General features: G+C 41.6%; 20 protein-coding genes. 10 read left to right on the top strand and 10 right to left on the bottom strand.

What is annotated here, in order from left to right; translation table 11 throughout:
* Positions 1-25 precede the first annotated feature (25 nt).
* Both rsmG and G563_RS0124665 read right to left on the bottom strand, forming a co-directional pair.
* Positions 26-652 (bottom strand): 16S rRNA (guanine(527)-N(7))-methyltransferase RsmG, encoded by a 627-nt coding sequence (gene rsmG, locus G563_RS0124670; RefSeq protein ID WP_028667684.1) that lies wholly within the window; start codon positions 650-652, stop codon positions 26-28.
* Positions 653-723: 71 nt separating this feature from the next.
* Positions 724-1,896: a glycosyltransferase gene (locus G563_RS0124665; protein WP_028667683.1), complete on the bottom strand. Its 1,173-nt coding sequence runs from the start codon at positions 1,894-1,896 to the stop codon at positions 724-726.
* 184 nt (positions 1,897-2,080) lie between these two features.
* Between G563_RS0124665 and tgt the strand changes: the two genes are divergently transcribed.
* The 4 genes from tgt (at position 2,081) to glf (ending at position 7,421) form a co-directional block, all read left to right on the top strand.
* Positions 2,081-3,214, top strand: coding sequence for a tRNA guanosine(34) transglycosylase Tgt (gene tgt / locus G563_RS0124660; RefSeq protein WP_028667682.1), 1,134 nt, complete (start codon positions 2,081-2,083; stop codon positions 3,212-3,214).
* Positions 3,215-3,390: 176 nt separating this feature from the next.
* On the top strand, positions 3,391-4,902 hold the full coding sequence (locus G563_RS0124655; RefSeq protein WP_028667681.1) for an OmpA family protein: 1,512 nt from the start codon (positions 3,391-3,393) through the stop codon (positions 4,900-4,902).
* 98 nt (positions 4,903-5,000) lie between these two features.
* Positions 5,001-6,290 carry a nucleotide sugar dehydrogenase gene (locus G563_RS0124650; RefSeq protein WP_028667680.1) on the top strand — a complete coding sequence of 430 codons (1,290 nt, stop codon included), beginning with the start codon at positions 5,001-5,003 and terminating at the stop codon, positions 6,288-6,290.
* Positions 6,291-6,320: 30 nt separating this feature from the next.
* Positions 6,321-7,421 (top strand): UDP-galactopyranose mutase, encoded by a 1,101-nt coding sequence (gene glf, locus G563_RS0124645; RefSeq protein WP_028667679.1) that lies wholly within the window; start codon positions 6,321-6,323, stop codon positions 7,419-7,421.
* A gap of 47 nt (positions 7,422-7,468) precedes the next feature.
* Here glf and G563_RS0124640 read toward each other — a convergent pair whose 3' ends face one another.
* Positions 7,469-7,762 (bottom strand): GNAT family N-acetyltransferase, encoded by a 294-nt coding sequence (locus G563_RS0124640; RefSeq protein ID WP_028667678.1) that lies wholly within the window; start codon positions 7,760-7,762, stop codon positions 7,469-7,471.
* Between the two features lie 104 nt (positions 7,763-7,866).
* Positions 7,867-9,198: a 4Fe-4S dicluster domain-containing protein gene (locus tag G563_RS0124635; RefSeq protein WP_028667677.1), complete on the bottom strand. Its 1,332-nt coding sequence runs from the start codon at positions 9,196-9,198 to the stop codon at positions 7,867-7,869.
* Between the two features lie 171 nt (positions 9,199-9,369).
* Between G563_RS0124635 and G563_RS0124630 the strand changes: the two genes are divergently transcribed.
* Positions 9,370-10,890 carry a magnesium chelatase ATPase subunit I gene (locus tag G563_RS0124630; protein ID WP_028667676.1) on the top strand — a complete coding sequence of 507 codons (1,521 nt, stop codon included), beginning with the start codon at positions 9,370-9,372 and terminating at the stop codon, positions 10,888-10,890.
* A 42-nt stretch (positions 10,891-10,932) separates the two neighbouring features.
* On the opposite strand, the gene G563_RS35785 is transcribed toward G563_RS0124630, so the two are convergent.
* Positions 10,933-11,940 carry a hypothetical protein gene (locus G563_RS35785; protein WP_063828441.1) on the bottom strand — a complete coding sequence of 336 codons (1,008 nt, stop codon included), beginning with the start codon at positions 11,938-11,940 and terminating at the stop codon, positions 10,933-10,935.
* 278 nt (positions 11,941-12,218) lie between these two features.
* Here G563_RS35785 and G563_RS35780 point away from each other — a divergent pair, with 278 nt between their 5' ends.
* Positions 12,219-13,289: a tetratricopeptide repeat protein gene (locus G563_RS35780; protein ID WP_084650972.1), complete on the top strand. Its 1,071-nt coding sequence runs from the start codon at positions 12,219-12,221 to the stop codon at positions 13,287-13,289.
* A gap of 8 nt (positions 13,290-13,297) precedes the next feature.
* Entirely contained in the window at positions 13,298-14,164 is an 867-nt protein-coding gene (locus G563_RS0124615) for a DMT family transporter (RefSeq protein ID WP_028667675.1), read from the top strand.
* Positions 14,165-14,174: 10 nt separating this feature from the next.
* Here the strand turns inward: G563_RS0124615 and G563_RS0124610 are convergent, their stop codons facing one another.
* A complete protein-coding gene (locus tag G563_RS0124610) occupies positions 14,175-14,708 on the bottom strand; it encodes a hypothetical protein (protein WP_028667674.1) in 534 nt (177 codons plus the stop codon).
* 501 nt (positions 14,709-15,209) lie between these two features.
* Here G563_RS0124610 and G563_RS0124605 point away from each other — a divergent pair.
* Together G563_RS0124605 and G563_RS0124600 are read left to right on the top strand one after the other, a co-directional pair.
* Positions 15,210-17,708: a YbcC family protein gene (locus G563_RS0124605; protein WP_028667673.1), complete on the top strand. Its 2,499-nt coding sequence runs from the start codon at positions 15,210-15,212 to the stop codon at positions 17,706-17,708.
* Between the two features lie 9 nt (positions 17,709-17,717).
* Positions 17,718-19,586 (top strand): proton-conducting transporter transmembrane domain-containing protein, encoded by a 1,869-nt coding sequence (locus G563_RS0124600; RefSeq protein ID WP_028667672.1) that lies wholly within the window; start codon positions 17,718-17,720, stop codon positions 19,584-19,586.
* Between the two features lie 151 nt (positions 19,587-19,737).
* Here the strand turns inward: G563_RS0124600 and G563_RS0124595 are convergent, their stop codons facing one another.
* From G563_RS0124595 to G563_RS0124580, 4 genes are read right to left on the bottom strand one after another with little or no spacing between them, the layout of a single operon-like run.
* Positions 19,738-20,481: a glucosamine-6-phosphate deaminase gene (locus G563_RS0124595; protein ID WP_028667671.1), complete on the bottom strand. Its 744-nt coding sequence runs from the start codon at positions 20,479-20,481 to the stop codon at positions 19,738-19,740.
* Between the two features lie 14 nt (positions 20,482-20,495).
* Positions 20,496-21,938 carry a Gfo/Idh/MocA family protein gene (locus tag G563_RS0124590; protein ID WP_037328012.1) on the bottom strand — a complete coding sequence of 481 codons (1,443 nt, stop codon included), beginning with the start codon at positions 21,936-21,938 and terminating at the stop codon, positions 20,496-20,498.
* A gap of 13 nt (positions 21,939-21,951) precedes the next feature.
* Entirely contained in the window at positions 21,952-22,371 is a 420-nt protein-coding gene (locus tag G563_RS0124585) for a putative toxin-antitoxin system toxin component, PIN family (protein WP_028667669.1), read from the bottom strand.
* Positions 22,361-22,573 carry a hypothetical protein gene (locus G563_RS0124580; RefSeq protein WP_028667668.1) on the bottom strand — a complete coding sequence of 71 codons (213 nt, stop codon included), beginning with the start codon at positions 22,571-22,573 and terminating at the stop codon, positions 22,361-22,363. The genes G563_RS0124585 and G563_RS0124580 overlap by 11 nt, the downstream gene beginning before the upstream one ends.
* Positions 22,574-22,708: 135 nt before the next feature.
* On the opposite strand from G563_RS0124580, the gene G563_RS0124575 reads away from it, so the two are divergent.
* Positions 22,709-23,863, top strand: coding sequence for an alpha/beta hydrolase family protein (locus G563_RS0124575; protein WP_028667667.1), 1,155 nt, complete (start codon positions 22,709-22,711; stop codon positions 23,861-23,863).
* The last annotated feature ends 16 nt before the right edge of the window (positions 23,864-23,879 follow it).

The raw sequence follows: 23,879 nt of genomic DNA, 5'->3' as shown, positions 1-23,879 counted from the left end.
TGATTAAATTTGTTTGTTGATATATCTAATTACTCAAGGGTACATGTACTACCTTTTTTGTTTCGAAAAACTCTTCTTCAAAAAACTCATAAAGTTCAAAAATCCGATACTTACGCTTCAACTCAGCCATTTCTTCTTCCAAATCTCCCCCTTTTAACGCCAAAATACCATTTCTTAAAGTATGTACATGATTTGGACTTATTTTGTGGCGTACCCAACCTGACAAAGGGGTGATTCGGGCTACTGCTCTAGTGACCACAAAATCATAGGTACCATCAGCTTGCTCCGCACGGCAGTGCTGGGCTCTTAGATTGGCTAGTCCTAAGGCTTTGGAAACCTCCTCCACTACTTTGATTTTTTTTCCAATGCTATCCACCAAATGAAATTCGGCTTCAGGAAACATTATAGCCAAAGGAATCCCTGGAAAACCTCCTCCCGTACCTACATCTAAAATACTCGCAAATTCCCTAAACTTTACCACTTTGGCAATACTTAATGAATGTAACACATGCCGCTCGTATAGATTTTCGACGTCTTGGCGCGAAATTACGTTGATTTGGGCATTCCAGTAAGCGTACAGTTCGCCCAACTCCCCAAATTGTGCTTTTTGCGTAGGAGTAAGTTGGGGAAAATATTTTTCTATGATTTCCATTCTATAATTGACGTGCTTTTCTTTTGCACAAGTTACTCGTTATGTATAAATTATTAAAAAAATCAGGCCACCTAGCGCCAGCGTACTTTTTTGCGGCGATTGCTCCACATCACTATTCCCATTGTGATATAGTAAACAAACAATACCCAATCAAGAAAAGGAATGCTGAACCATCCCACGGTTTTGTATAGTTTTCGGGAAGCCAAGCCTAGCACAATCCATAAACTAAGCAAACGTAACAAAAATGCGCTCCCTGCTATAATCAAATATCCCAATGAGGCAGGATACCATACAATTCCTAACGAAAAAATAACCAATCCCAATACCCAACTAAGCACTTGAGACGCCGATAAGCATGCCAGCCTGATTTTATGATGAATTTTATAATGCTTACTTACCGACAAATGTCTCTTCTTCTGACGATACCACTCTTTCCACGTTTTCTTTGGGATTGAAACCATAAAAGCATCTGGATTGAGACACACAGCCGTGTTGGTTTTGTTGGCAATTTCGTTCATTAACAAATCATCGTCGCCTCCAGTTACTTTCAAATGACTATAAAATCCTTTATTGTTCAAAAAAGTTTTTTTTCGATACAACAAATTCCGTCCCACTCCCATGTAGGGTCTTCCGGCCAAAGCAAAAGATAGGTATTGTACTGCTGTATAGAAGGTTTCGAACCTAATCAATAGGTTCAAAAAACCCCCATGTTTTTCGTAAGGAGAAAAACCCAGCACAATTTCTTTATCTGCTGCTAGGCACTCTACCATTCCTTTGAGCCACTGATCGGTGGTAGGACGGCAATCGGCATCGGTGAGTAAAACGATGTCATGCTTGGCATGTCTTATTCCGGTTGTAAGTGCATATTTTTTGGGAGTCACATGGTCATACTCTTTATCAATGTGCATAAAGTGTACATGACGAAAAGCTACGGCGGAGGTTTCGGCCCATTCTTCGGTACCATCCCAAGAGCGATCATTCATCACAATCACCTCATAATCTGGATAATCTTGCTCATCAAGCATCGGCAGCAACTCCTTAAGGTTGTGGGCTTCATTGTGAGCGCACACAATAATACTTACTCCGGCCCATTTTTTTGGGGGAGCTGCGGAGGGCCTCCATAATATCTTTGTAAAAACGAAGAGAATGAAATATAACTGTACGATTACAGCAGCTATAAAAAGCGCTAGTAAAACATTTAAAGCAGGAGAAGAAAACCAATCGATAGAGTAAAATAGAGCCATGCAACATCAAAAAGTTCGCAAATATAGCAGGTGATTTTGTGATAGTAGATGTTCAAAACTAGATAAACTGATGAAGCTCACTATTTTTGCAAATATTTTTTGATTAAAACGGCGAAAGCAAATACTATTTTTTGATTTTAATTCGTTTACGGCTTCACAGCCACATCCAATCTACTGTATCTTAATGACATTTGAAATCACCCATAAAGACGTCCTCACCAAAGCCCGAGCAGGTACTCTCCAAACCGACCACGGCACTATTCAAACCCCTATTTTTATGCCAGTAGGCACTGCTGGTACGGTCAAGGCAGTTCATCAGCGAGAACTCAAAGAAGACATAAAAGCTCAAATTATTCTAGGAAATACTTACCATCTTTACCTAAGGCCAGGTTTAGATGTTTTGGAAAAAGCGGGTGGATTGCATAAATTCAACGGCTGGGACAAACCTCTTTTGACCGATAGCGGTGGCTATCAGGTCTATTCTTTGGCCGGGACAGGACGCAAAATTACCGAAGAAGGAGTCAAGTTTAAATCGCATATCGACGGGTCCAGTCACTTTTTTACCCCCGAAAATATCATGGATATCCAGCGTAAAATTGGGGCGGATATTATCATGGCTTTTGACGAATGTACCCCCTACCCATGTGACTTTTCGTACGCACGTCAGTCTATGGAATTAACACACCGATGGTTGAAGCGTTGTTGTGAGCGTTTTGATAATACCTTACCTCATTACGGTTATCAACAAACTCTGTTTCCGATTGTACAAGGGAGTACTTACAAAGACCTTAGGAAACAATCCGCTGAGACCATCGCAAGTATGGGTAGAGAGGGCAATGCCATAGGTGGACTATCGGTAGGGGAGCCCGCCGAAGATATGTACGAGATGACAGAATTGGTATGTGATATTTTGCCGGTAGATAAGCCCCGATACCTCATGGGCGTGGGAACTCCCGAAAACATACTTGAAAGCATTGCATTGGGAATCGACATGTTTGACTGTGTACTCCCCACTCGCAACGCTCGTCATGGAATTCTTTATACAACCGAAGGTGTAGTCAATATTCGAAATGAAAAGTGGAAAGCTGACTTGAGTCCTATTGATGAAAGTTTAGGAGGGTACGTGAGTAGTTTTTATTCAAAAGCTTACTTACGGCATCTGCTCAAGGCTGAGGAAATACTTGGAGCACAGATAGCTAGTATCCACAATTTAACGTTTTATCTATGGCTAGTAGGGCAAGCTCGTGAGCAAATCTTGGCAGGCTCTTTCAATTCTTGGAAAAACGCGATTTTGAAAAAAATTACCCAGCGGCTTTGAAAGTTAAGGGAAAAGAATTTTCTTTAGTGAGCAAAAGATTTTTGAAATAAAAATTGAATCTCTACTTTTGTTGGCGAATATGGTCAGGAACGACTATTTTTGCGAAGAAGTAGATAGAATTTATAGTATAGAGTGAAATGTATCCCCCTTATTCAAAATCACCAAAAAGGTTTATTATGAAAAAAGTATCTCTGCTTGTCACACTTTTACTGTTGGGAACATGTGCGCTTGAATCACAAGCACAGTACAACCCTAAGGCTCCCTATGAAGGTCCTTACAAGCTGAACACTTGGTCTTTGAGTGCCTATGTGGGTGCAAGCCAGTTTTATGGAGACTTGCGGCAGTACGATTTTTGGCCCGTAGGTACTAACAATTTCGACAGCCGTTCAGAACGCGGAACCATGCATGTTGGTTTATCGCTAGGAAAACAACTCACCTACCTTTTTGGAGCACGATTGGATGTGGGAGGTGGTAATCTCAAAGGTATGAAGCGCCGCCTCTATCAATCATACTTTAATGCGAACTATTTCCAAGCAGATGTAGCCGCAACTGTCAACATAAAAGGGTTGCTTTTTGGGCCTACCAAAATGAAACGTTGGAAAATGGATATTTATGGAGGTGCTGGGCAAATCTGGTTTAGATCAACGGCTTACTCGTTAGGGTCGGGTCGAATTCAACGCCGTTCAGACGACTCTCCTAGCTTGCGTAACAATACCACAGAGCTAAACAAAAAAGCTTCTGCTTATACCCAAGAATGGGTGATTCCGGTTGGATTTAATGTGTCTTACGAACTTACCAAAAACTTAGACCTAGGATTGGACTTCCGCCTCAACAACGTCAATACTGAAAAATTGGACGCTACTGTAGGTGGAGACCCCTCAGCTATTTATGACGGTAGTGAAGGTGGACGTCTTTACGAAGGAGGAACCCCTAACAGTTTCCTAGGTACTCCAAAAGGAAACTCCGCTCTTGACAAATACGGATTTTTGGCTGTTAGTTTGACTTATAAATTGGGTAAAAACCCTCTTAAAGTTCAAAAGAAAAATGGCAAATGGGCTTATGATTTCAATGCGCTTGATGCTGGAAAAGGATTTTATCATTTGAGATATACAGATCCTAAATTGTTAGTAAAACCACCAAAAATCCTTTCTTTGGCTGAAATTGACTCTATCGCTAAAGCCAACAAGCCCAAAGAAATCGACCCACGCTTGTTGATAGATAGTGATAATGACGGTGTGTCTGACTATTTTGATAAAGAACCAAACACTCCAGCAGGTAGTATCGTAAGTGGTGCTGGTCAGAGAATTGACTTCGATAAGTACGTAAAAGATGCCCTTCCAGGCATGGCTTGTACCGAAATCTTTGCAAACGTACTCTTTGATACCGACAAAGCTATCATCAAGCCTGAGTTCTACGACTTGTTGAATAAAGTAGTAGAATTGATGAATAAAACTCAGTGCCGTCTACAAATGGCTGGCCACGCTGACCGCCGCGCCTCTGACCGCTACAACGTAGCCCTTTCTGAGCGTCGTGTCAATGCAGTGAAGCAATACCTCAGCCAAGCAGGTTTGAAAGATCCAAACCGTATAGTAGTCGATGCTTATGGTTCATTTAAACCAATCGCTGACAACGGTACCGTGGAAGGTCTCAAGAAAAACCGCCGCGTAGAATTAAAATTGATGCCTTAATACTTAATGGTAAAATATAATGAAAAGACCTTGGCATGAGCGTCAAGGTCTTTTCATTTGGTACTCACCCTACTTTTATAGCCTGATTAAACAAAAAAATGTACCTAAAGCTCCTTAACAAAGAAAACAAAATAGCAGTCATCGGTTTAGGATATGTAGGATTGCCTATCGCATTGGAGTTTGCCAAATACTTTGACGTCATTGGGTTTGATATCAATCAACAGCGTATCGCCATGATGCAGCAAGGACAGGATCCTTCCCATGAATTAGATTCGTTGGCTTTTATTAATAAGAATATTACTTTCACTTCCGACACGGAAGTTTTAAAACAAGCTCACTTTTTTGTAGTAGCTGTCCCTACTCCCGTAGACGATTACAAAGTTCCTGACCTCAAACCTCTCCTAAAAGCTTCACAAACCATCGGTAAAGTCCTTAAAAAAGGAGACTATGTCGTTTTCGAATCTACCGTTTATCCCGGCTGTACAGAAGAAGATTGTCTTCCTGTTTTAGAAAAAGAATCAAACCTAAAAGCTGGAGTAGACTTTAAAATAGGTTATTCGCCTGAGCGTATAAACCCCGGCGATAAAGAACGTACTATTGATAAAATCCTGAAAATAGTTTCAGGAAATGACCAAGAAGCACTAGCTGAAATTGCAGCTGTATATGGTCAAATCATTACGGCTGGTATTTATAAAGCACCCACTATCAAAGTAGCTGAAGCCGCAAAAGTGATCGAAAATACCCAAAGAGACCTCAACATATCGCTTATGAATGAATTGGCGATTATTTTTGATAAAATGGGAATCGATACCAAAGATGTAATTGATGCCGCAAGTACCAAGTGGAATTTTATTAAGCTCTATCCAGGGCTGGTAGGTGGGCATTGTATAGGTGTAGATCCTTACTATCTTTTATACAAAGCCAAAAAAATTGGATACGATCCGCAGGTTATCCATAGTGGCCGTCGCATCAATGACAGTATGCCCGGCTTTATCGCCAAAAGGCTTGTACAAATGCTTATTCAGAAAGGAAAAAGCCCACAAAATGCCAAAGTACTAGTCATGGGGGTAACCTTCAAAGAAAATGTATCGGACATCCGCAACTCTAAAGTGGCTGATCTGGTAAAAGAATTGATGAGTTTTTCAATTAATGTCCATTTGGTAGATCCCTACGCTTCTCCCAATGAAGTCGCTCATGAATATGGCCTTACCTTAATGGATAGCCCTTCTGACCAATACGACGCCGTGATTGTATCAGTAGGACATCAGCATTATAAAGAACTTACTATCGATTATTTCAAATCTATCATGAATGGTACCCCTATCCTTATGGATTTGAAAGGAATGTACCAAAATAACGACAGCAAAATAACTTACTGGAGACTCTAATATATTGATTTTAACTACTAAACAATAAACATGTACGATTATCTAATAGTAGGCGCAGGACTTTTTGGAAATGTTTGGGCGCATGAAGCCACCAAAAGAGGCAAAAAATGCTTGGTAATTGACCGTCGTAGTCATATCGGTGGAAATACTTACTGCGAAAATGTAGAAGGAATCAACGTTCATTATTATGGAGCGCATATTTTCCACACCAATGACAAAGAAATCTGGGATTATGTCAACTCATTTGTTGAGTTTAATCGCTATACCAATTCGCCAGTAGCCAACTATTATGGCGAACTTTACAACTTGCCATTTAACATGAATACTTTCTACCAAATGTGGAAAGTACGCACCCCAGAAGAAGCCCGTGCCAAAATTCAAGAACAAATTGAGGCCGCTAATATCAAAGACCCCAAAAACCTCGAAGAACAAGCGATTTCTTTGGTCGGTACTGATATTTATGAAAAGCTTATCAAAAGCTATACCGAAAAGCAATGGGGACGCAAATGTGTGGACTTACCAGCCTTCATCATCAAAAGGCTACCCGTTCGTTTTACTTTTGACAACAATTACTTCAACGATCGCTATCAGGGGATTCCTATTGGGGGCTACAACAAACTCAACGAAGCTCTACTTGAAGGTAGTGATGTGCGGTTAGGGGTGGATTATTTCAAAAATCGCGCTGAGCTAGATGCCTTAGCAAAGGAAATCGTTTATACTGGCCAATTAGATGAATATTTCGATTTCAAACTGGGGTACCTCGAATATCGCAGCCTTCGCTTTGAACATCAAACCCTCAATACGCCTAATTATCAAGGAAATGCGGTAGTAAATTATACCGACGGCGAAACCGCCTATACGCGTATCATCGAACACAAACATTTTGAGTTTGGAACGCAAGAAAAAACGGTCATCACGCATGAGTACCCTCAGGAATGGACTCCTGGTCAAGAACCTTATTATCCCGTAAATGACGACAAAAATGATCGCCTCTTGCGTGAATATCGCAAACTAGCCGAAGCTGAAACCAAGGTGATTTTTGGGGGTAGATTGGCCGAATATCGCTATTATGATATGCACCAAGTGATTGGTTCGGCCCTTGTAAAAGTTCGCAAACATTTTGGAGAATAAATACCACGAAAAACAAAAACGGGGCGTTAAGCGCCCCGTTTTTGTTTTTAATGCCCTTCTTTGTGATATACGAGAGGCTCATACTCAGGATGCCTCTGAATATAGGCTTTAATAAATGGACACAAAGGCCGCACTTTCAAATGATGCATTTGGGCATAATCCAGTACATGCTTTGCCAAAATAGAGCCTATCCCCTGCCCCTCAAACTCTTTCGGAACTTCGGTATGATAAAAAGTGATGAGTTCGTCGTCGTGCTGACCGTATTCTACAAAAGCCGCTTTTTCACCTAGCCAAGTTTCAAATCGATTTGCCTCCGTATTATTGATAATCTGATGATTCATTTTAGCGTTTTTTGAAAAGTGAAAATTTTGATTCTGAACATTTTGCCACCTTCACAACTTATCTAGGGATACTTTATTTCCCTGTTTAACTTCATAGAGGCCCGTTATTTAATATTGTCAGCCCAGTTGAAACGGTCGCTAGGCGAAAACTTCCAAGGCGCCTGATTGTTTTCGAGATTACCAAACATCATATTCCAGGAAGCAGGGGCCTGGGCTTCTTCCATTATTTTATAACGACGTAACTGCAAAATAATATCCAAAGGGCTAATCAAAACGGGACATTCTTGTACACAAGCGTTGCAAGTAGTACAAGCCAATATCTCTTCTTCTTTGATATAATCACCCAACAGACTTTTGCCATCTTCCTTAAACTCGCCTCCATTGGCCTGCATATTTTTACCAATATCTTCTAATCTATCACGAGTATCCATCATGATTTTACGAGGCGATAAGGCTTTTCCTGTAATATTGGCTGGGCAAGCCGACGTACAGCGCCCACATTCGGTACACGAATATGCATCCATGAGATTTTTCCAACTCAAATCCGTGACGTCTTTTGCCCCAAAGCGGCCAATTTCTGCGGGTGCTTCATTGTTGTCGGGTTGTTCTAAGCCCAGCATAATCTTAACCTCTTTCGTAACCTCAGGCATATTGTGCATTTCACCTTTGGGGGTGAGATTGGCAAAATAGGTGTTGGGAAATGCCAAAAAGATATGTAAATGCTTGGAGTAAGTGACATAGATTGCAAATGCAAATATTCCCAAAATGTGTGCCCACCATGCTCCTCGCTCCAATGCTATCAGCGCTCCGTCTGACATTCCCGAAAAAATAGGTTGTAGTAAACTACTAAACAAAAAATCTCCCGCAGGATAGTAATGCTCTACTCCGCGCTTTTGTAATATACTATCGGCGGCATTCATGCTCAAAATCGCAATCATGAGCACACTTTCGATAAGCAAAATACTATTGGCATCCAAAGCAGGCCAGCCATTAAGCTCACGGTGACGGCTAGGCTGCAAGCGCGCTACTTTGAGGATATTGCGTCGAATCAAAAATACGATACACACTACAAGCACCCCAAAGGCCAAAAATTCAAAAAAATTGATAAGTACCGTATAAAAACTCCCCAAATAAGGGGCAAACAAACGATGAGTGCCAAAAAGGCCATCTAATACAATCTCCAATACTTCTAGATTGATGAGCAAAAAGCCTGCATAAATCACAAAGTGCATGATGCCCACTACTGGCTTATCAAACATTTTTTTCTGACCAAAAGCCACGCGTAGCATAGTACTAAGGCGCTGGTCGGGGTGGTCGGTACGGTCGTCAGCTTTGCCTAGTTGAATCGTTTTTTTTATAATACCCACTCTTTTGGCCATCAGCCATGCCGTAATTCCCAACGCCACGGCAAATAAAAGTTGTTGAATCAAGTGCATATTGGTTTATTGGGGGTTTGTATTCTGCAAGCATACTATTAGCAAATATCGCGAAAATGAAATAGTATGCAAACCAAGTTTGCCAAAGTTCTAAAACTTTGATAAAGTTGCCAAACTATTCCCACTTTAGGGCTGTTAATGTAGATACCCAAACAAACCAATTCTTACAATATGGCTTATCGAGATTTGAAGTCGAAACAACTGTTACAAATCCACACGCTTGGTGAATTAAAGGCGGCAGGCTATCAGCCCAAATCAATTAAACAAGAACTTAGAGACAATCTTATAGAAAAACTTCGGGCCAAAGAATCGGTTTTTCCGGGTATTTGGGGATATGAAGACACGGTCATTCCTGAAGTAGAACGAGCAATATTATCCATGCACCACATCAATTTGTTGGGGTTGCGGGGACAGGCAAAAACGCGCATTGCACGCCTCATGGTCAATCTGCTTGACGAATATATGCCCATAGTAGAAGGCTCCGACCTCAACGACGACCCCATGCAACCATTGTCTCGTTTTGCCAGAGACTTGGTAGCAGAAAAAGGAGACCAAACCCCCGTAGCTTGGGTACATCGTGATGAGCGTTATTCCGAAAAATTGGCAACTCCTGACGTTTCGGTGGCCGACCTTATCGGGGATGTTGACCCTATCAAAGCTGCCACCCTCAAGTTGCCTTACTCCGACGAGCGTGTTATTCACTTTGGGCTAATTCCTCGCTCTCACCGTGGCATTTTTGTCATCAACGAACTCCCTGATTTACAGGCACGTATTCAAGTGTCGTTGTTCAATATATTACAAGAAGGCGATATTCAGATTCGCGGTTTTAAACTACGCCTGCCTCTTGATATTCAGTTTGTGTTTACGGCCAATCCAGAAGACTACACCAACCGTGGTAGTATTGTCACGCCATTGAAAGACCGGATTGATAGCCAAATTGTGACGCATTATCCCAAAGACCTCGAAACAGGGAAAAAAATCACAACACAAGAAGCAATTGTGAAGACAGAGCAAAAAGGCATGGTCAAAACCAACGAAATCATCAAAGATTTGATTGAACAGATTGCCTTTGAAGCACGCGAAAGCGAATATGTAGATTCTAAAAGTGGGGTGTCGGCACGTTTGACGATTGCGGCTTATGAAAATCTACTTTCAACTGCTGAAAGACGCGTGTTGCTCAATGGAGAAAAAGAAACCTATGTCAGAATTTCGGACTTGTATGGTGTAGTACCGGCGATTTGTGGTAAGGTAGAGCTTGTATATGAAGGCGAAGTAGAAGGGCCTGTCATCGTAGCTCAAAATCTCATTGGAAAGGCCATTCGGACGCAGTTTCTGAATTATTTTCCCCATCCCGAATCACTTAAGAAAAGAAAAGGTGCCAAAAATCCTTTCCAAAAAGTACAAGATTGGTTTGGTGAAAATGAAATGGATATTTTGAGTGACCTCACCAACCGCGAATACGAAGCACGCCTCCGCACCATCGAAGGCCTCGATGATGTAGTGGATGAGTTTCAGCGAGGGTTGAGCCGTGAAGAGAAATTGTTTTTAATGGAATTTGCCCTTCATGGTATGGCCGAATATTCACTCATTGGCAAGCAAGCCATTGACCGTGGTACTCACTTCAAAGACCTCCTTAGCAGTATGTTTTCGGGGCCAGATGAGGAAGGAGACGACGACGACGATATTTTTTAAGGTAGGCATTTTGCCCGCAAATACTATCGCAGGCAAAATGATTTAGGATGTTTGAGCAGTTTGCTTTGTCATCAGCGACTCCAACACGGGCCGAATACCTTGTTGGAGTCGTTTTTTTACGAATCCATCTCGCAGATAAGGTGGCAATCCATCAATCCATTGGGTGTATTTTTCTACTCCTAAGGCTTTGACGATATAGCATTCATGTACAAAATTGAGGTATTTGACAATATTGAGCAAAGACTGATGAAATTGTACAATATTGACATCCGCTTCTACAAATCGCTCCAACTCACGTTGGTTTGCCGATATTTTCAAACGTGCCATCATATCAAAATAAGTAGTGGCACCCATACCTTTGGCGACTTCTTCCCAATGACGCGCCCCAAACTTAGATAGTACTTTGCCCGACTTGGTTCGGAGGGCTTTGGCAGGATTGGCCTGAAGACGCTGCCGAGAAATACGCGCCCGTTGGTTACGGGTTGTTTTCAAAAACTGAACAATATGCGCTTCTGCTTGCTTAGGTGTCTCAAGGGGTTGTAGAAAGGCCTGCTCATCTTGGTCTTGAATACGATGAAATGAATAATTTGGATAAGGGCCATCAGCATAAAAACCTATTGGTGTGGGGTACCATCCTTTGACTACATAGCCATTGACAATTTGACGGACAAGTGCCTCCGCTGGTACATTGATTCCTTGAATCGCCAAAAATGCTTTGACACTGTACAACACGCTATAATAAGCCTGCGGAAAAGTCCAATGCAGGGCATATTTTTGGTAATTTTCGTCAGGATTTGCGGCCGTACTATGAAGGGTATATTCGGCGTTCCAAGCATTGAGAAGCCATTTTTTGGTTGTTTCTACACGCTCGTCTTCCTGCTTGGGGCGAAAACGCTTCAAAGATTCTAAGTGCCGGACTTCCGACAACGGCATGGCATGACGAATGTGATAATCGATTCCGCGAAAATGGTTCAAAAAAACCTGCGCAGGAATTGACTTTCGCCATTGCTCATCGGCTTTGGTAAGTTGATTTTCAGGGCTGTTTATCATGGCTTTTTGTATTATTTTAACAAAGAAAAAATACATTAAAACAACAAAAACAAATCTTTAAAAGTTCCTAAAAACATCGCAATATACAAATTACAACAGCTTGATTAACAATACATAAACCACCAAACCTGTCCTATATTTACTCTTTTGAAACCAAGGGCTTTCTAAGCAAAAAAAGAATATAATTTTTTTAAGATTACCCATCAAATCAAAATATACCTATCCTATAAAAACCTCGTAAGAAGGCCTTATCTTTGTGCCGTAAAAGTTTATTAAGTATGACACTCATTTCTTCCATCTTCTCTTCTTTCCACTTTTTTATAAAGACGTTTTTTGCGGGGTTTATCTTGGCATCATTGCTCATTCTTGCGGGCTGTTCGGGCCAAGACGAAAGTGAGGCAGCGCAGTTTTTTCTTAAAGGTAATCTCAAATTAGCCGAAAAAGACTACGCAAATGCCATCAGATACTACAATGAAGCACTCGAAAAAAAATCCGATTTTGCGGATGTACATAGCAATCGGGGCATTGCTTATCTCAAATTAGGTGAAGGTGCTAAAGCTTTGGAGGATTTCAATAAGGCGATTGAACTGGATAAAGAATTTTACCAAGCTTATTTCAATCGCGTAGAAATTTGGATTGACAAACGCGAGCTTAATTTGGCCGTTAATGATCTTGAAAAAATCCGAAAAATCTATCAAGACTCCTCAAACTATTATCTTAAATGGGGAGATTTGAAATTTGAACAAGGCTACTACGACCAATCCGTAGCCGAATATGACCGTGCCATTAGTTTACGTCCAAACAATGTGCAAGCCTTGGTCAATCGCGGGGTGGTCAATTTTGAACGAAAAGATTTTAAAGCGGCTCAAATTGATTTTGAAAAAGCCCTCAAACTTGACCCGCAACAACAATTAGCTTACAACAACATGGCACTGATCCAAGCCCACAATCGTCAGCTAGGAGAAGCCGAAAAATACATCAATCGCGCCTTGGATTTTGACCCCGTCAATCCTATTTATCTCAACAATAAAGGATACATTTTGCTACTCCAAGACAAAACTACCGATGCAAAAAAGCTCATCAGCCAAGCCTTGGATAAAACTCCGCAAAATAGCTACGCTCATCGAAATTGGGGTCTGTACCTTCTCAAAACCAATCAACCTAAGGAAGCACTTGTTTCATTGCAAAAAGCCTACGATTTAAGCCCTGCCACCGACCAGATACACTTATGGCTAGGAGAAGCACTCCTGCTCAATCAGCAAACCGACAAGGCTTGTAAAATATGGAAGCAAGGGGCCGCATTGGGCGATGCGCTATCTGCCGAAAAAGTAAATACACACTGTCGATAACACTAAAAGTGAAAAATATAATTATTGGGATTTTTTTTGCCATGCTGTGGGCTTCTGCCTCCGTAGCCACCAAATTTGGGATTCGTTCGGCTGACCCACTTATTTTGGCCAATGTAAGGTTTTTAGTAGCAGGTGTATTGATGTTGGGATTTGCTTATACTCTCGCCCGCCCTAAGAGTCACTTGCCACAAGGAAAAGAATGGAAACAGCTTTTTATTTTTTCATTATTAAACACCACCATTTATCTCAGTGCTTTTGTGCTTTCTATGCGCGAGGTATCAGCGGGTATAGGTAGCCTTTCTACTGCTACAGGGCCTTTATTCGTGATTGTACTATCAGCTATCTGGCTTCAGCGTAGTCTGCGGTGGGACGAAGCCTTCGGAGTGGTCTTAGGGCTGTCGGGAGCGGCACTTGCTACCTGGCCTTTACTGCAAAACAGCCACGCAAGCCTAAAGGGATTGGCTATCTTAATGGGCGGTATTGTATCTGTTTCGGCAGCGAGTGTGTATTATGCGCGTGTTGATTGGAAATTATCAAATGTTGCCATCAATGGCTGGCAGGTGTTACTTGGCGGATTCATGCTTTTACCTTTTACACTTTATTTTGCCGATTGGGATCACTCGCATTTGGATATTCAATTTTGGGCTTCGGCGGGGTGGTTGATTGTACCTGTGTCAGTGATTTCGCTCCAATTGTGGTTTTACTTGCTCCGTCAAGATGCCGTCAAAGCCTCTCTGTGGCTGTTTTTATGCCCCATTTTTGGCTTTACCTATTCCCATTTATTACTTCAAGAGCCTTTATCTTGGCATACTTTTGTGGGTACAGGTCTGGTAATAAGCGGCCTATATGTAGCCCAACGAAAGAAATTTGCCTAAATTTTTGATTCTAAAAACTTTTGCGCCATCCTACTCCCAAAGCGATAGCATTGTTTGGCAGTGTCTCTACCGAAAGCCCCCATCTTGGCGCTCCCAATCGGCTATTGTAGCTCTTGACGGCCTTGCGCAATTGAGCACTCGAAATATACCCTGAAGTTAGAGAAATAGCTACTCCCCCTACATAAGAAATCCAAAAGGCTTGTCGCGTAATAGTCTGCCCTGCCACCCGCGACGAAATCAAGAAATAAATACCCGGCAAAGCCGATAGCACTGAGCCTACGGTACGAATGACGCGGGCATTTTTGAAGTATCGATTTACTTCAGGATCGTCTAGCTCTCCAAATGGGATTTCTAACGAATACTGATTTCGGAGACGCTGACCGCCATAATAATATCGACCATTGGCACCAATAATGACCGGTTGTAGATGCGACGTAGAAAAGGCTTTGTATAAGGTCGTGTCTTTTAATATGGGCTGTTGTTGCGCATATAATGAGGCTGGTATCATGACAAAAATACCTATCACTAAGAGAAAATTTTTCATTAAATATATCTTATCTATCTTTTTAAGCACAATACTTCCTTTTTGGGGCGGTGATCTCACGTATTCACATCAACGTCTCAATGGTGTGTTTATTGGTGCGAAATCTACTAACAAAAAATAGAAGCAAAGTAGGTTTAGCCCATTTTTTGAAGAAGGAAGTATTTTTCTAAGAGCCTTTTAAAGATTAAAATAGGATTAAAAAAAGAACAAAAATCTTTATCTTTTACCTTATTTTATTAAAAATTTTTACTTAAAAAAATAAATTCAATTTGCTGTTTTACAACAAATTAAGTACTCAACAAAACGCTAACAGAGGCATGTTGTTATAGCGTTTTATTGAGAAAACGTCTACACAACTAATTTGTATTTTAATCACTAATTAATCTTCCCAATTGTAGCATTGATTAGCTTTGACTTATCAAACAAAAACGACGCAAATTTACTTCGCGCCATTACTTCAATCGAGCGTCAGCTTTCTGTATAACACCGTATAGTACACACATGAAAACACTTAATGCAGACTTTAACGAACACGAAGTGCTTCACGAATTAAAGCACTTTTTGCCTGCCCAAGCACCGCTCAAAGATTTTATCCATCACAATACACTTCACGCATTCCAACATCTCAAGTTTTTTGATGCCCTCAATAGTGCGTCAGAGATATTTGGATACAAGGTAATGCTTTCATTGGAAGAATATCGCTCTTTTTATGCCTCCAAACGTATCAGTGAGGAGGTTTTGGAAAGAATAGTCTATGAGCGGAAAGGCTCAAAGCATGCAGCCGAGTGGCTCGAAAAGCTACTTTCAAAACCCTACACTCATACCACCTTACCACGCATTGGCGCCTTAAGAGCTCATTGGAAAAAACAATATCATGTTGATCTTGATTCGCTCGTTCATCCTTTGCTTTTCCGCGTTCTTTGTAGCTATCTTGACCAAGGAATTTCGATTTGGAATTTTCCAGTGAAAGAGCAAAGTTTTCTTTCATCGCTTCGTGAGCTAGAAAAAAACAGCCTAATGAGCATTTTTAGAGGCAAACGTGCCAAACAATTGCTCTTAGAGACTCCTTGCGAAATCAAAGATTTATTGAAAACCCTGATTGGCGACGAAGCCTTGTATCAAGACTATCTTTTTGATCAGCAATTTGCCCACCAAGGATGGGCAGGGATGGTGTCGTCGATTGAAGACCAGCCTCAAACCCTGCTCGACCCTCGCCAAATATCAATCCACGATTTGATTGTAGTGGAGCTATTGCTCGAAATCGACGCCCTTGATTTTCATCATGGCAGTACCAATTGGCTCCCATTGAGCGAAAAAGGGCATCATCCGCCTACCCCTCTTTTTGCGAAGGTGCACCATAGAGAATTACATGAAGTGCTTACGCTGTGGCAAGAGGCGTTTGAGTGGAGTTATTATGATCAAGTATTGGCGGGCTTAAAAATCCCCAAAAAACAAAAGATGGAAGCGCCCAAGAAAAGCTTTCAGGCGATGTTTTGTATCGACGACCGCGAATGCTCATTGCGACGTTACCTAGAGGAGTTTGATCCCGCTTGTGAGACTTTCGGTACACCTGGTTTTTTTGGAGTAGAGTTTTTTTATCAACCTCAAGACGGCAAGTTTTATACCAAAGTATGCCCTGCACCCGTCACTCCCAAATACCTCATCAAAGAAGTGGGTATCAAAAATCGGCGACAAAAAGACATTCACTTTACGAAACACTCTCATTCTTTTTATGGAGGATGGTTGATTTCACAAACCATTGGTTTTTGGTCGGCTGCCAAACTTTTCGCCAACGTCTTCAGGCCTTCCATGAGCCCGGCCACAGCTTCTTCCTTTAAACACATGGATAAGTTTTCAAAATTGACCATTGAAAACAAACACTCCGACCATCAAGAAAACGGTCTTCAGATTGGGTTTACTATCGAAGAAATGGCCACTCGGGTCGAAAATGTTCTCAAAAGTATAGGTTTGGTCAAAAATTTTGCTCCTATAGTGTATGTAGTAGGGCATGGGTCGAGTAGCGTCAACAATCCACATTATGCTGCTTACGACTGTGGGGCTTGTGCTGGTAGGGCTGGCTCGGTCAATTCGCGCGTGCTTTCATTCATGGCCAATCACCCTAAAGTAAGGACTATTTTGGCCGCTAAGGGTATTGTCATTCCTTCCGAGACCCAATTTGTCGGAGGTTTACATGATACTACTCGCGACGAAATTATGTTTTTTGACGAAGATTCCCTGTCTCATCAAAATAAAGAATATCATATCAAAAACGAGGCTACCTTTGAAAAAGCCTTGGATTTTAACGCGAAAGAAAGATCAAGAAGGTTTGAGTCAATCGATACGTCGTTGAGTCCCGACAAGATACATGAAAAAATACGGCTCCGTTCTGTATCATTGTTTGAGCCACGCCCCGAACTCAACCACGCCACTAATGCACTCTGTATTATAGGACGTCGCTCTTTGTCGAAGGGCTTATTTTTGGATCGACGCGCTTTCATGAACTCTTTTGATTTTCAGGTAGATCCTGAAGGCAAATATCTGCTCAATATCCTTAATGCCGCTGCGCCTGTGTGCGGAGGTATCAACTTAGAATATTATTTCTCAAGAGTTGACAACCAAAAACTTGGAGCCGGTACCAAACTTCCTCACAATGTGATGGGGCTTTTTGGAGTAGCCAATGGTATTGATGGAGACTTGCGCCCAGGATTACCCAGTCAGATGATTGAAATTCACGACCCGGTGCGTTTGTTGATGATTGTGGAGCACTACCCCGAGGTAGTTCTCAATACTATCCAAAAAAACCCAGCTACTTACGAGTGGTTTATAAATGAATGGGTAAACCTGGTAGCCGTTCATCCTGATACGCAAGAGCTAATGGTTTTTAGAGATGGTACATTTGTGCCTTATGCACCTCTTCGAGCGCAGCTAGAGGCTATAGAAAACCTATCGCCTTTATTAGAAATTCATCACGAAAACCTTCCTGTTTATTCACTTTCTTAAGACTGCACCATGACGGCCTTCTTGCATATTTTCATTGTTTTGCCCATTGTAGGTTTTATTTTAAGTCTGTTTGTTCCGGCTCGTAAAGAAGACATCATGTCAAAAACGGCATTTGGGACAGTAGGGCTTCATTTACTGTGTACGGTAGGATTTATTGGTTTTTGGATACTTCAAGGGCATCCTACCCTCAACATCAAAGACATCGTACTTTTCAAATCGACAGGCTACGAGTTTTTTATCGACTTTTGTTTTGATGCCATCGCTGCTACTTATCTGTTTGTAGGGTCTTTTCTCACGTTTCTAGTGACTATTTATAGCCGTGCTTATTTACATCGCGAAAATGGCTACAAACGATTTTTCAATACTATTCTTTTCTTTTATTTAGGGTACAATATTGCCATTCTTTCGGGCAATCTCGAAACTCTTTTTATTGGTTGGGAAATCTTAGGTATTTCTTCTTTTCTATTGATTGCTTTTTACAGAGACCGTTATTTACCTGTCAAAAATGCAGTGAAGGTATTTTCGGTCTATCGAATTGGCGACGTAGGATTGATTTTGGCCATGTGGATGAGTCATCATTTATTTCACGAAAATATTACTTTTCTTAAACTGAGTAATTATGAGCTTGTGCACGAGCACCTCCAAAGCCATAGTTGGATTGGGATTTTTATTTCGGTGATGATTCTGATGTCGGCAGCGGCCAAGTCGGCACAACTTCCTTTTTCCTCTTGGCTTCCAAGGGCGATGGAAGGGCCTACACCTTCTAGTGCCATTTTTTACGGTTCGCTTTCGGTGCATTTGGGTGTTTTCTTGCTATTGCGTACTTATCCTTTTTGGGAGCATCAGCTTTCGGTACGTATTCTGATTGCGCTATTGGGCTTATCTACTACTTTTATTGCTACCGGTATAGCTCGCGTACAATCATCGGTCAAAAGCCAAATTGCGTATGCTTCTATTGCGCAAATAGGCTTGATTTTCATAGAAGTAGCAAGTGGTTTTGAAGGGTTGGCTATGCTTCATTTTGCTGGAAATGCTTTCTTACGTACCTATCAATTGTTGGTTTCGCCTTCAGTAGTAAGTTATCTTATTCGCGAACAGTTCTATAATTTCTCTCCTCGCGAGTCTTCCATCGAGCGTTTCTTTCCAAAAAAACTCCAGTACACGCTGTATATGCTGAGCATCAAAGAATGGAACCTTGACTCATTGATGTATCAATCACTCTGGAATCCTCTAAAATGGGCGGGCAATAAACTGAATTTTTTAACTGTCAATCGTACCTTGTTTTTCTTTATTCCGGCTTATATACTAGGATTGATTTGTTTGTACTTTGAAAATTCCATTCCTCAAAATGTTCATGCTTATTTACCCATTTTCTTTTCGCTCTTAGGATTGTTAATGGTATTAAAATCATTTACTGAAAGGCACAATACCCCCATGAGTTGGTTGCTTGTTATCATGAATCACTTCTGGATTGCGCTTTCTATTTCTTTCAATGAGCACTTTAAGTTTAACCAAACGCTGCTTTATTTGAGCGGAATCGTAGTGGCAGGGATAGTGGGGTATTTTGGGCTTTTGAGGCTCAAATCTCTGGAAGGCAATATCAATCTTGATCAATTTCATGGACATTCTTTCAAACATCCCAAACTAGCCTTGATTTTTTTGTTGGCTTGTTTGGGGGTATCGGGCTTTCCCATTACACCCACCTTTATCGGAGAAGACTTGATTTTCAGCCACATACACGAAAATCAAGTTGCATTAGCCTTTTTTACCTCGCTTAGCTTTATCATCGATGGTATTGCCATCATCCGAATCTACGCGAGGGTTTTCCTTGGGCCTCATGTAAAATCTATTTATGAAACCGCCTATCGTTCCTCATAAATAATTATTGAACCTTCCAAGTTTGTCAGCTGAGGCAAACTTGAAAAATCCCTTTAGAAAACTTATAGTTAAGTTTGTTTGTTAAGTGTAGAGTTAAGCAAAAAAAGACCACTTAGATTAGGTGGTCTTTTTTTATGGGAACTTAAGAGTTTTATCCCAGAGTCGTGAGCAAACTCGCCGATTCAGGCTCTAAGAGTAACTCACACTGAGGATGTTGTCGCAATATACTCGCAGGAAATAGATTACTTATCTCATTTTCTAAGCAGTCTTTTACGGCTTTGGCCTTACGAAGTTCAGGCACCGAACAAATGATATTTGCGGATTTCATAATTTGCTTGACCGACATACTAATGGCTTGCCGCGGAACATCGTTCATGGTCGCAAACCACCCCTCATTCATTTGTTGCGTACGGCATTGTTCGTCCAAATCCACCACAATATACGGCTGCTCTGTATCAAAATCTGCCGGTGGGTCGTTGAACGCCAAGTGGCCATTTTCGCCAATTCCCACCAACGCTACATCAATAGGATGTTGACTGATGAGCGTGCCCAAACGCGTGCACTCCGCACTTGGGTCTCCTTCGCCATCAATCAAATAGCTGGCTTTCAGAGGGGGGACTTTGGCTAAAAACCGCTCTAAAAGATACTTCCTAAAACTAGCGGGATGCGACAACGGTAGGCCGATGTATTCATCAAGGTGAAACATCACCACCTTCGACCAGTCGATTCCTTCGCTGGCAATCAATGTTTGAAGGGTTTCAAATTGGCTTGTGCCTGTGGCCAAAATCACATTAGCCTGTCCTTTGGTAGCAATCGCCTCTCGGATGATTTGAGCGGCGAGATTTCCGCCCTTTTCACCTAAAGCCGCGCTTGATTCTAAAATCGTGGTATTCATATATTTGTTTTTACTTATGCCGTACGTTTTTTTACACCTGTATTACCCCCTTTTTCCAACGATATATCTACAGGATGATTGGTTTTCCAAGCCCCTCCCGTAAAATCTGGAATATCAATAGAATTGGAGCGGTTGGCTACCGACCATTCGCTCAGAGGTGCTATCACACTCCACGACGCAGCGTCATATACGTCTTGGTCGAGCGGTAGGCCATTGCGAAGGCAATCTATCAATCGCCAATCCATCAAAAAGTCCATTCCACCATGACCTCCTACTTTTTTGGCAAGTTCTCCAATTTTTTTCACAATCTGAGGCTGATATTTTTCTTCTAATTTTTTAAACTCTTCTTCCGTAGCCCACTCATGCCCCGACGAGATACGCCCCGGTAAAGGGTATTTGAGTGCCGTAGCTTTGGTACCACTCACCAAGTGAATCCGACTATAAGGCCGTGGGGAGGTTACATCGTGCTGAAGCATGATTGTTTTTCCTTTTTGGGTACGAATCGTAGTGGTATTCATATTGCCTCTAAAACTCTTCTGGGCAAACTGCCCAAAATAATCATCTTTGGTAGCAAGCTCTTTGATTTTGGGAGCAAGCATGAAATCATTGCTCGACATCGCTACCAGATAATCCATCTTATCGCCACGGTTGATGTCGAGCACTTGACACACTGGCCCCAAGCCGTGTGTTGGGTACAAATTCCCATTGCGTTGGTTTTCTTTCAATCGCCACAAATCATATCGTTTTGATTTATCGTACAATGAATCAAAAATATCGTGAATATACGCGCCTTCTACGTGGACAATTTCCCCAAAAAACCCTTGGCGAGCCATATTAAGGGTCAAGAGTTCGAAGAAATCATAGCAACAATTTTCGAGCATCATACAATGTTTGCGTGTACGCTCAGAAGTTTCGACCAATTTCCAACAGTCTTCTACCGTAGTAGCTGCGGGGATTTCGACGGCCACGTGCTTTCCTTGCTCCATCGCATAGAGTGCCATAGGCGCGTGAAGATTCCAAGGAGTACAGATATATACCAAATCTATATCGTTTCGCTCACAGAGACGTTTCCAATCCTCTTCTTTACCGCCATATACCTCAGGGGAATGGGTAGTACCTTCCATCAATTTTTTGGCGGCTTGGGCTTTTTCGATTCTTATATCACAAAGGGCTTTTACTTCCACATTTTCAAGATACACAATCCGATTGATAGCCCCTGTACCTCGGTTTCCTAAGCCGATGTATCCAACGCGGACGGTATCGATTTTAGGAGCACCGTATCCACTCATATTGAATTTTTGGGGTGGTGAGTGCTGGGCTTGTTGCTGAATATATCCCAAATGAGAAGGTACTTGGGCCGTAGCACAAGATTGCGACATTCCTCCGGCCATCATTCCTACTCCCATCAAACCAGTCCATTTCAAAAAGTCGCGGCGTTCTTCGTTTATTTCTTTCATATTTTTTTGACGGTTAAGAATTGCGTGAGGAAACAAGTGTTTTAAAAGCAGTTAGCGACATTATCTCGACATTTTCTACCTTACCCAGAGCCAATAACTTTCTATCTCCCGTCACTAAATAACGAGCTTTATGTTGAATAGTTAAATCGAATAAAAAGTTATCCTTAGGGTCAGGACTAGAAGTATACTTAATTTTAGGCTTGACAATAGTGACTAATTCTTGATGAAACTCTATATAATCGCTGATAGGCAAAGTCAGATATTTAGAAAATTTGTTACGTCCTAAAACTTCTGTTAATTCCTCTATCAAAGCATCGAAAGAATACACTAACAAATCATTGTCAATGATTAAATCTACTAATTCACTGAATTTTGCTTTGATAAAATAACTTATCCAAATATTGGTATCCAACACAACCACTTTAGCTCTCATGACGTGCTTTTCGAGCCTTACGAACCTCTTCTACAATTTCACTCATATTGATACGATTGTCTTTGACTGAATGTTCTAACTTTTCAGCTTTAGCTAAAAGCAGTTGTTTCTTCAAAGCTTTCAATAAAGCATCTTGCTCATTAGCCGATAACTTCTTTATGAGGCTGGTGATTTGTTGTTCTCTATTGGCGATAGCTGACATGGCAAAAGAATGGTTTTAAGTATTCAAAAATACAAATCTTTAGGCTGAAAATACATTCTATAAACAAATGGCAGCAAAATTGTAAGGTAACTTGCCGTCTCGGCTGACTTTATAAAATTATAAATTCTGTTAATCATGAAACGATTTTTGTGCCTTTTAGTCGCCTCTTTGACTTGCCATCTAGCCTCGGCCCAATCCACTCCTGAGCTTTGTCAAGGAGCGTATTTTACGGAACAGCAAGGCCAGAGTTTTTTGGCAGAACACGTTCCTACTTCCAAAAAAGACTGGGAAACCCGCGCCCAACAAATTAAGCAACGTATTTTGGAAGGTGGCGAACTCACTCAGCTTCCCCCTCGCCCCAAATCAAAGCCTATCATCCATAGTAAGCGCGAAATGGACGGATATACTATCGAAAATGTGGCGTTTGAAAGCATAGAAGGATATTATGTAACGGGCAATCTCTATAAACCGTTGAATCAAAAAGGGCCTTTTGCGGCGATTTTGTGCCCTCACGGACATACCCGCGAGCCCAACGCCCGTTTTCTGGAGCCTATGCAATTTCGGTGTGGCAACTTAGCCCGTATGGGGGCGGTGGTATTTGCTTACGACATGGTTGGCTACAGCGATTCGCAGTTGAAAGAACATAAAATCCCGAAAGCTTTTAAACTACAAACTATCAACAGTATCAGAGCTTTAGACTTTTTATTATCCCAGCCCAACATCGACAAAAACCGCGTAGGAGTCACGGGGGAGTCTGGCGGGGGAACTCAGACTTTTATGCTTACAGCACTTGACCCACGCATCAAGGTGTCGGTTCCGGTGGTGATGGTGTCGGCTTATTTTTTTGGAGGCTGTGTTTGTGAAAGTGGAATGCCCGTTCATAAAAAAGGGAATTTCCAAACCAACAACGTAGAAATTGCGGCCTTAGCGGCTCCTCGCCCCATGCTGCTCGTATCAGATGGCGGCGACTGGACCAAAAACAATCCGAAAGATGAATTCCCTCATATTCAAAAAATATATGCTCTTTATGGCAAAGCCAATAACCTAGAAAATCATCACTTGCCCGACGAAAAGCATGACTATGGCCCTTCTAAACGAGCAGCGATGTATCGGTTTTTGGCGAAGCATCTCGCACTGGATATTTCAAAAATCCTCAAAGCTGACGGTAGTATCGACGAAAGTCATACACCTTTACTAGACCGTAGAGAACTGGAAGTATTTAACGACGCTCATCCTCGACCTGCCAAAGCTGCTACCGAAGTGGAAGCTGTAAATGCGCTATTGAAATAAAACAACCCCGGCTGCG

It is taken from the genome of Runella zeae DSM 19591 (assembly GCF_000423565.1).
Lineage (GTDB): Bacteria > Bacteroidota > Bacteroidia > Cytophagales > Spirosomataceae > Runella > Runella zeae.
Note: the sequence above shows the minus strand (reverse complement) of the source record. Positions and strands in the feature narration are given on the sequence as shown.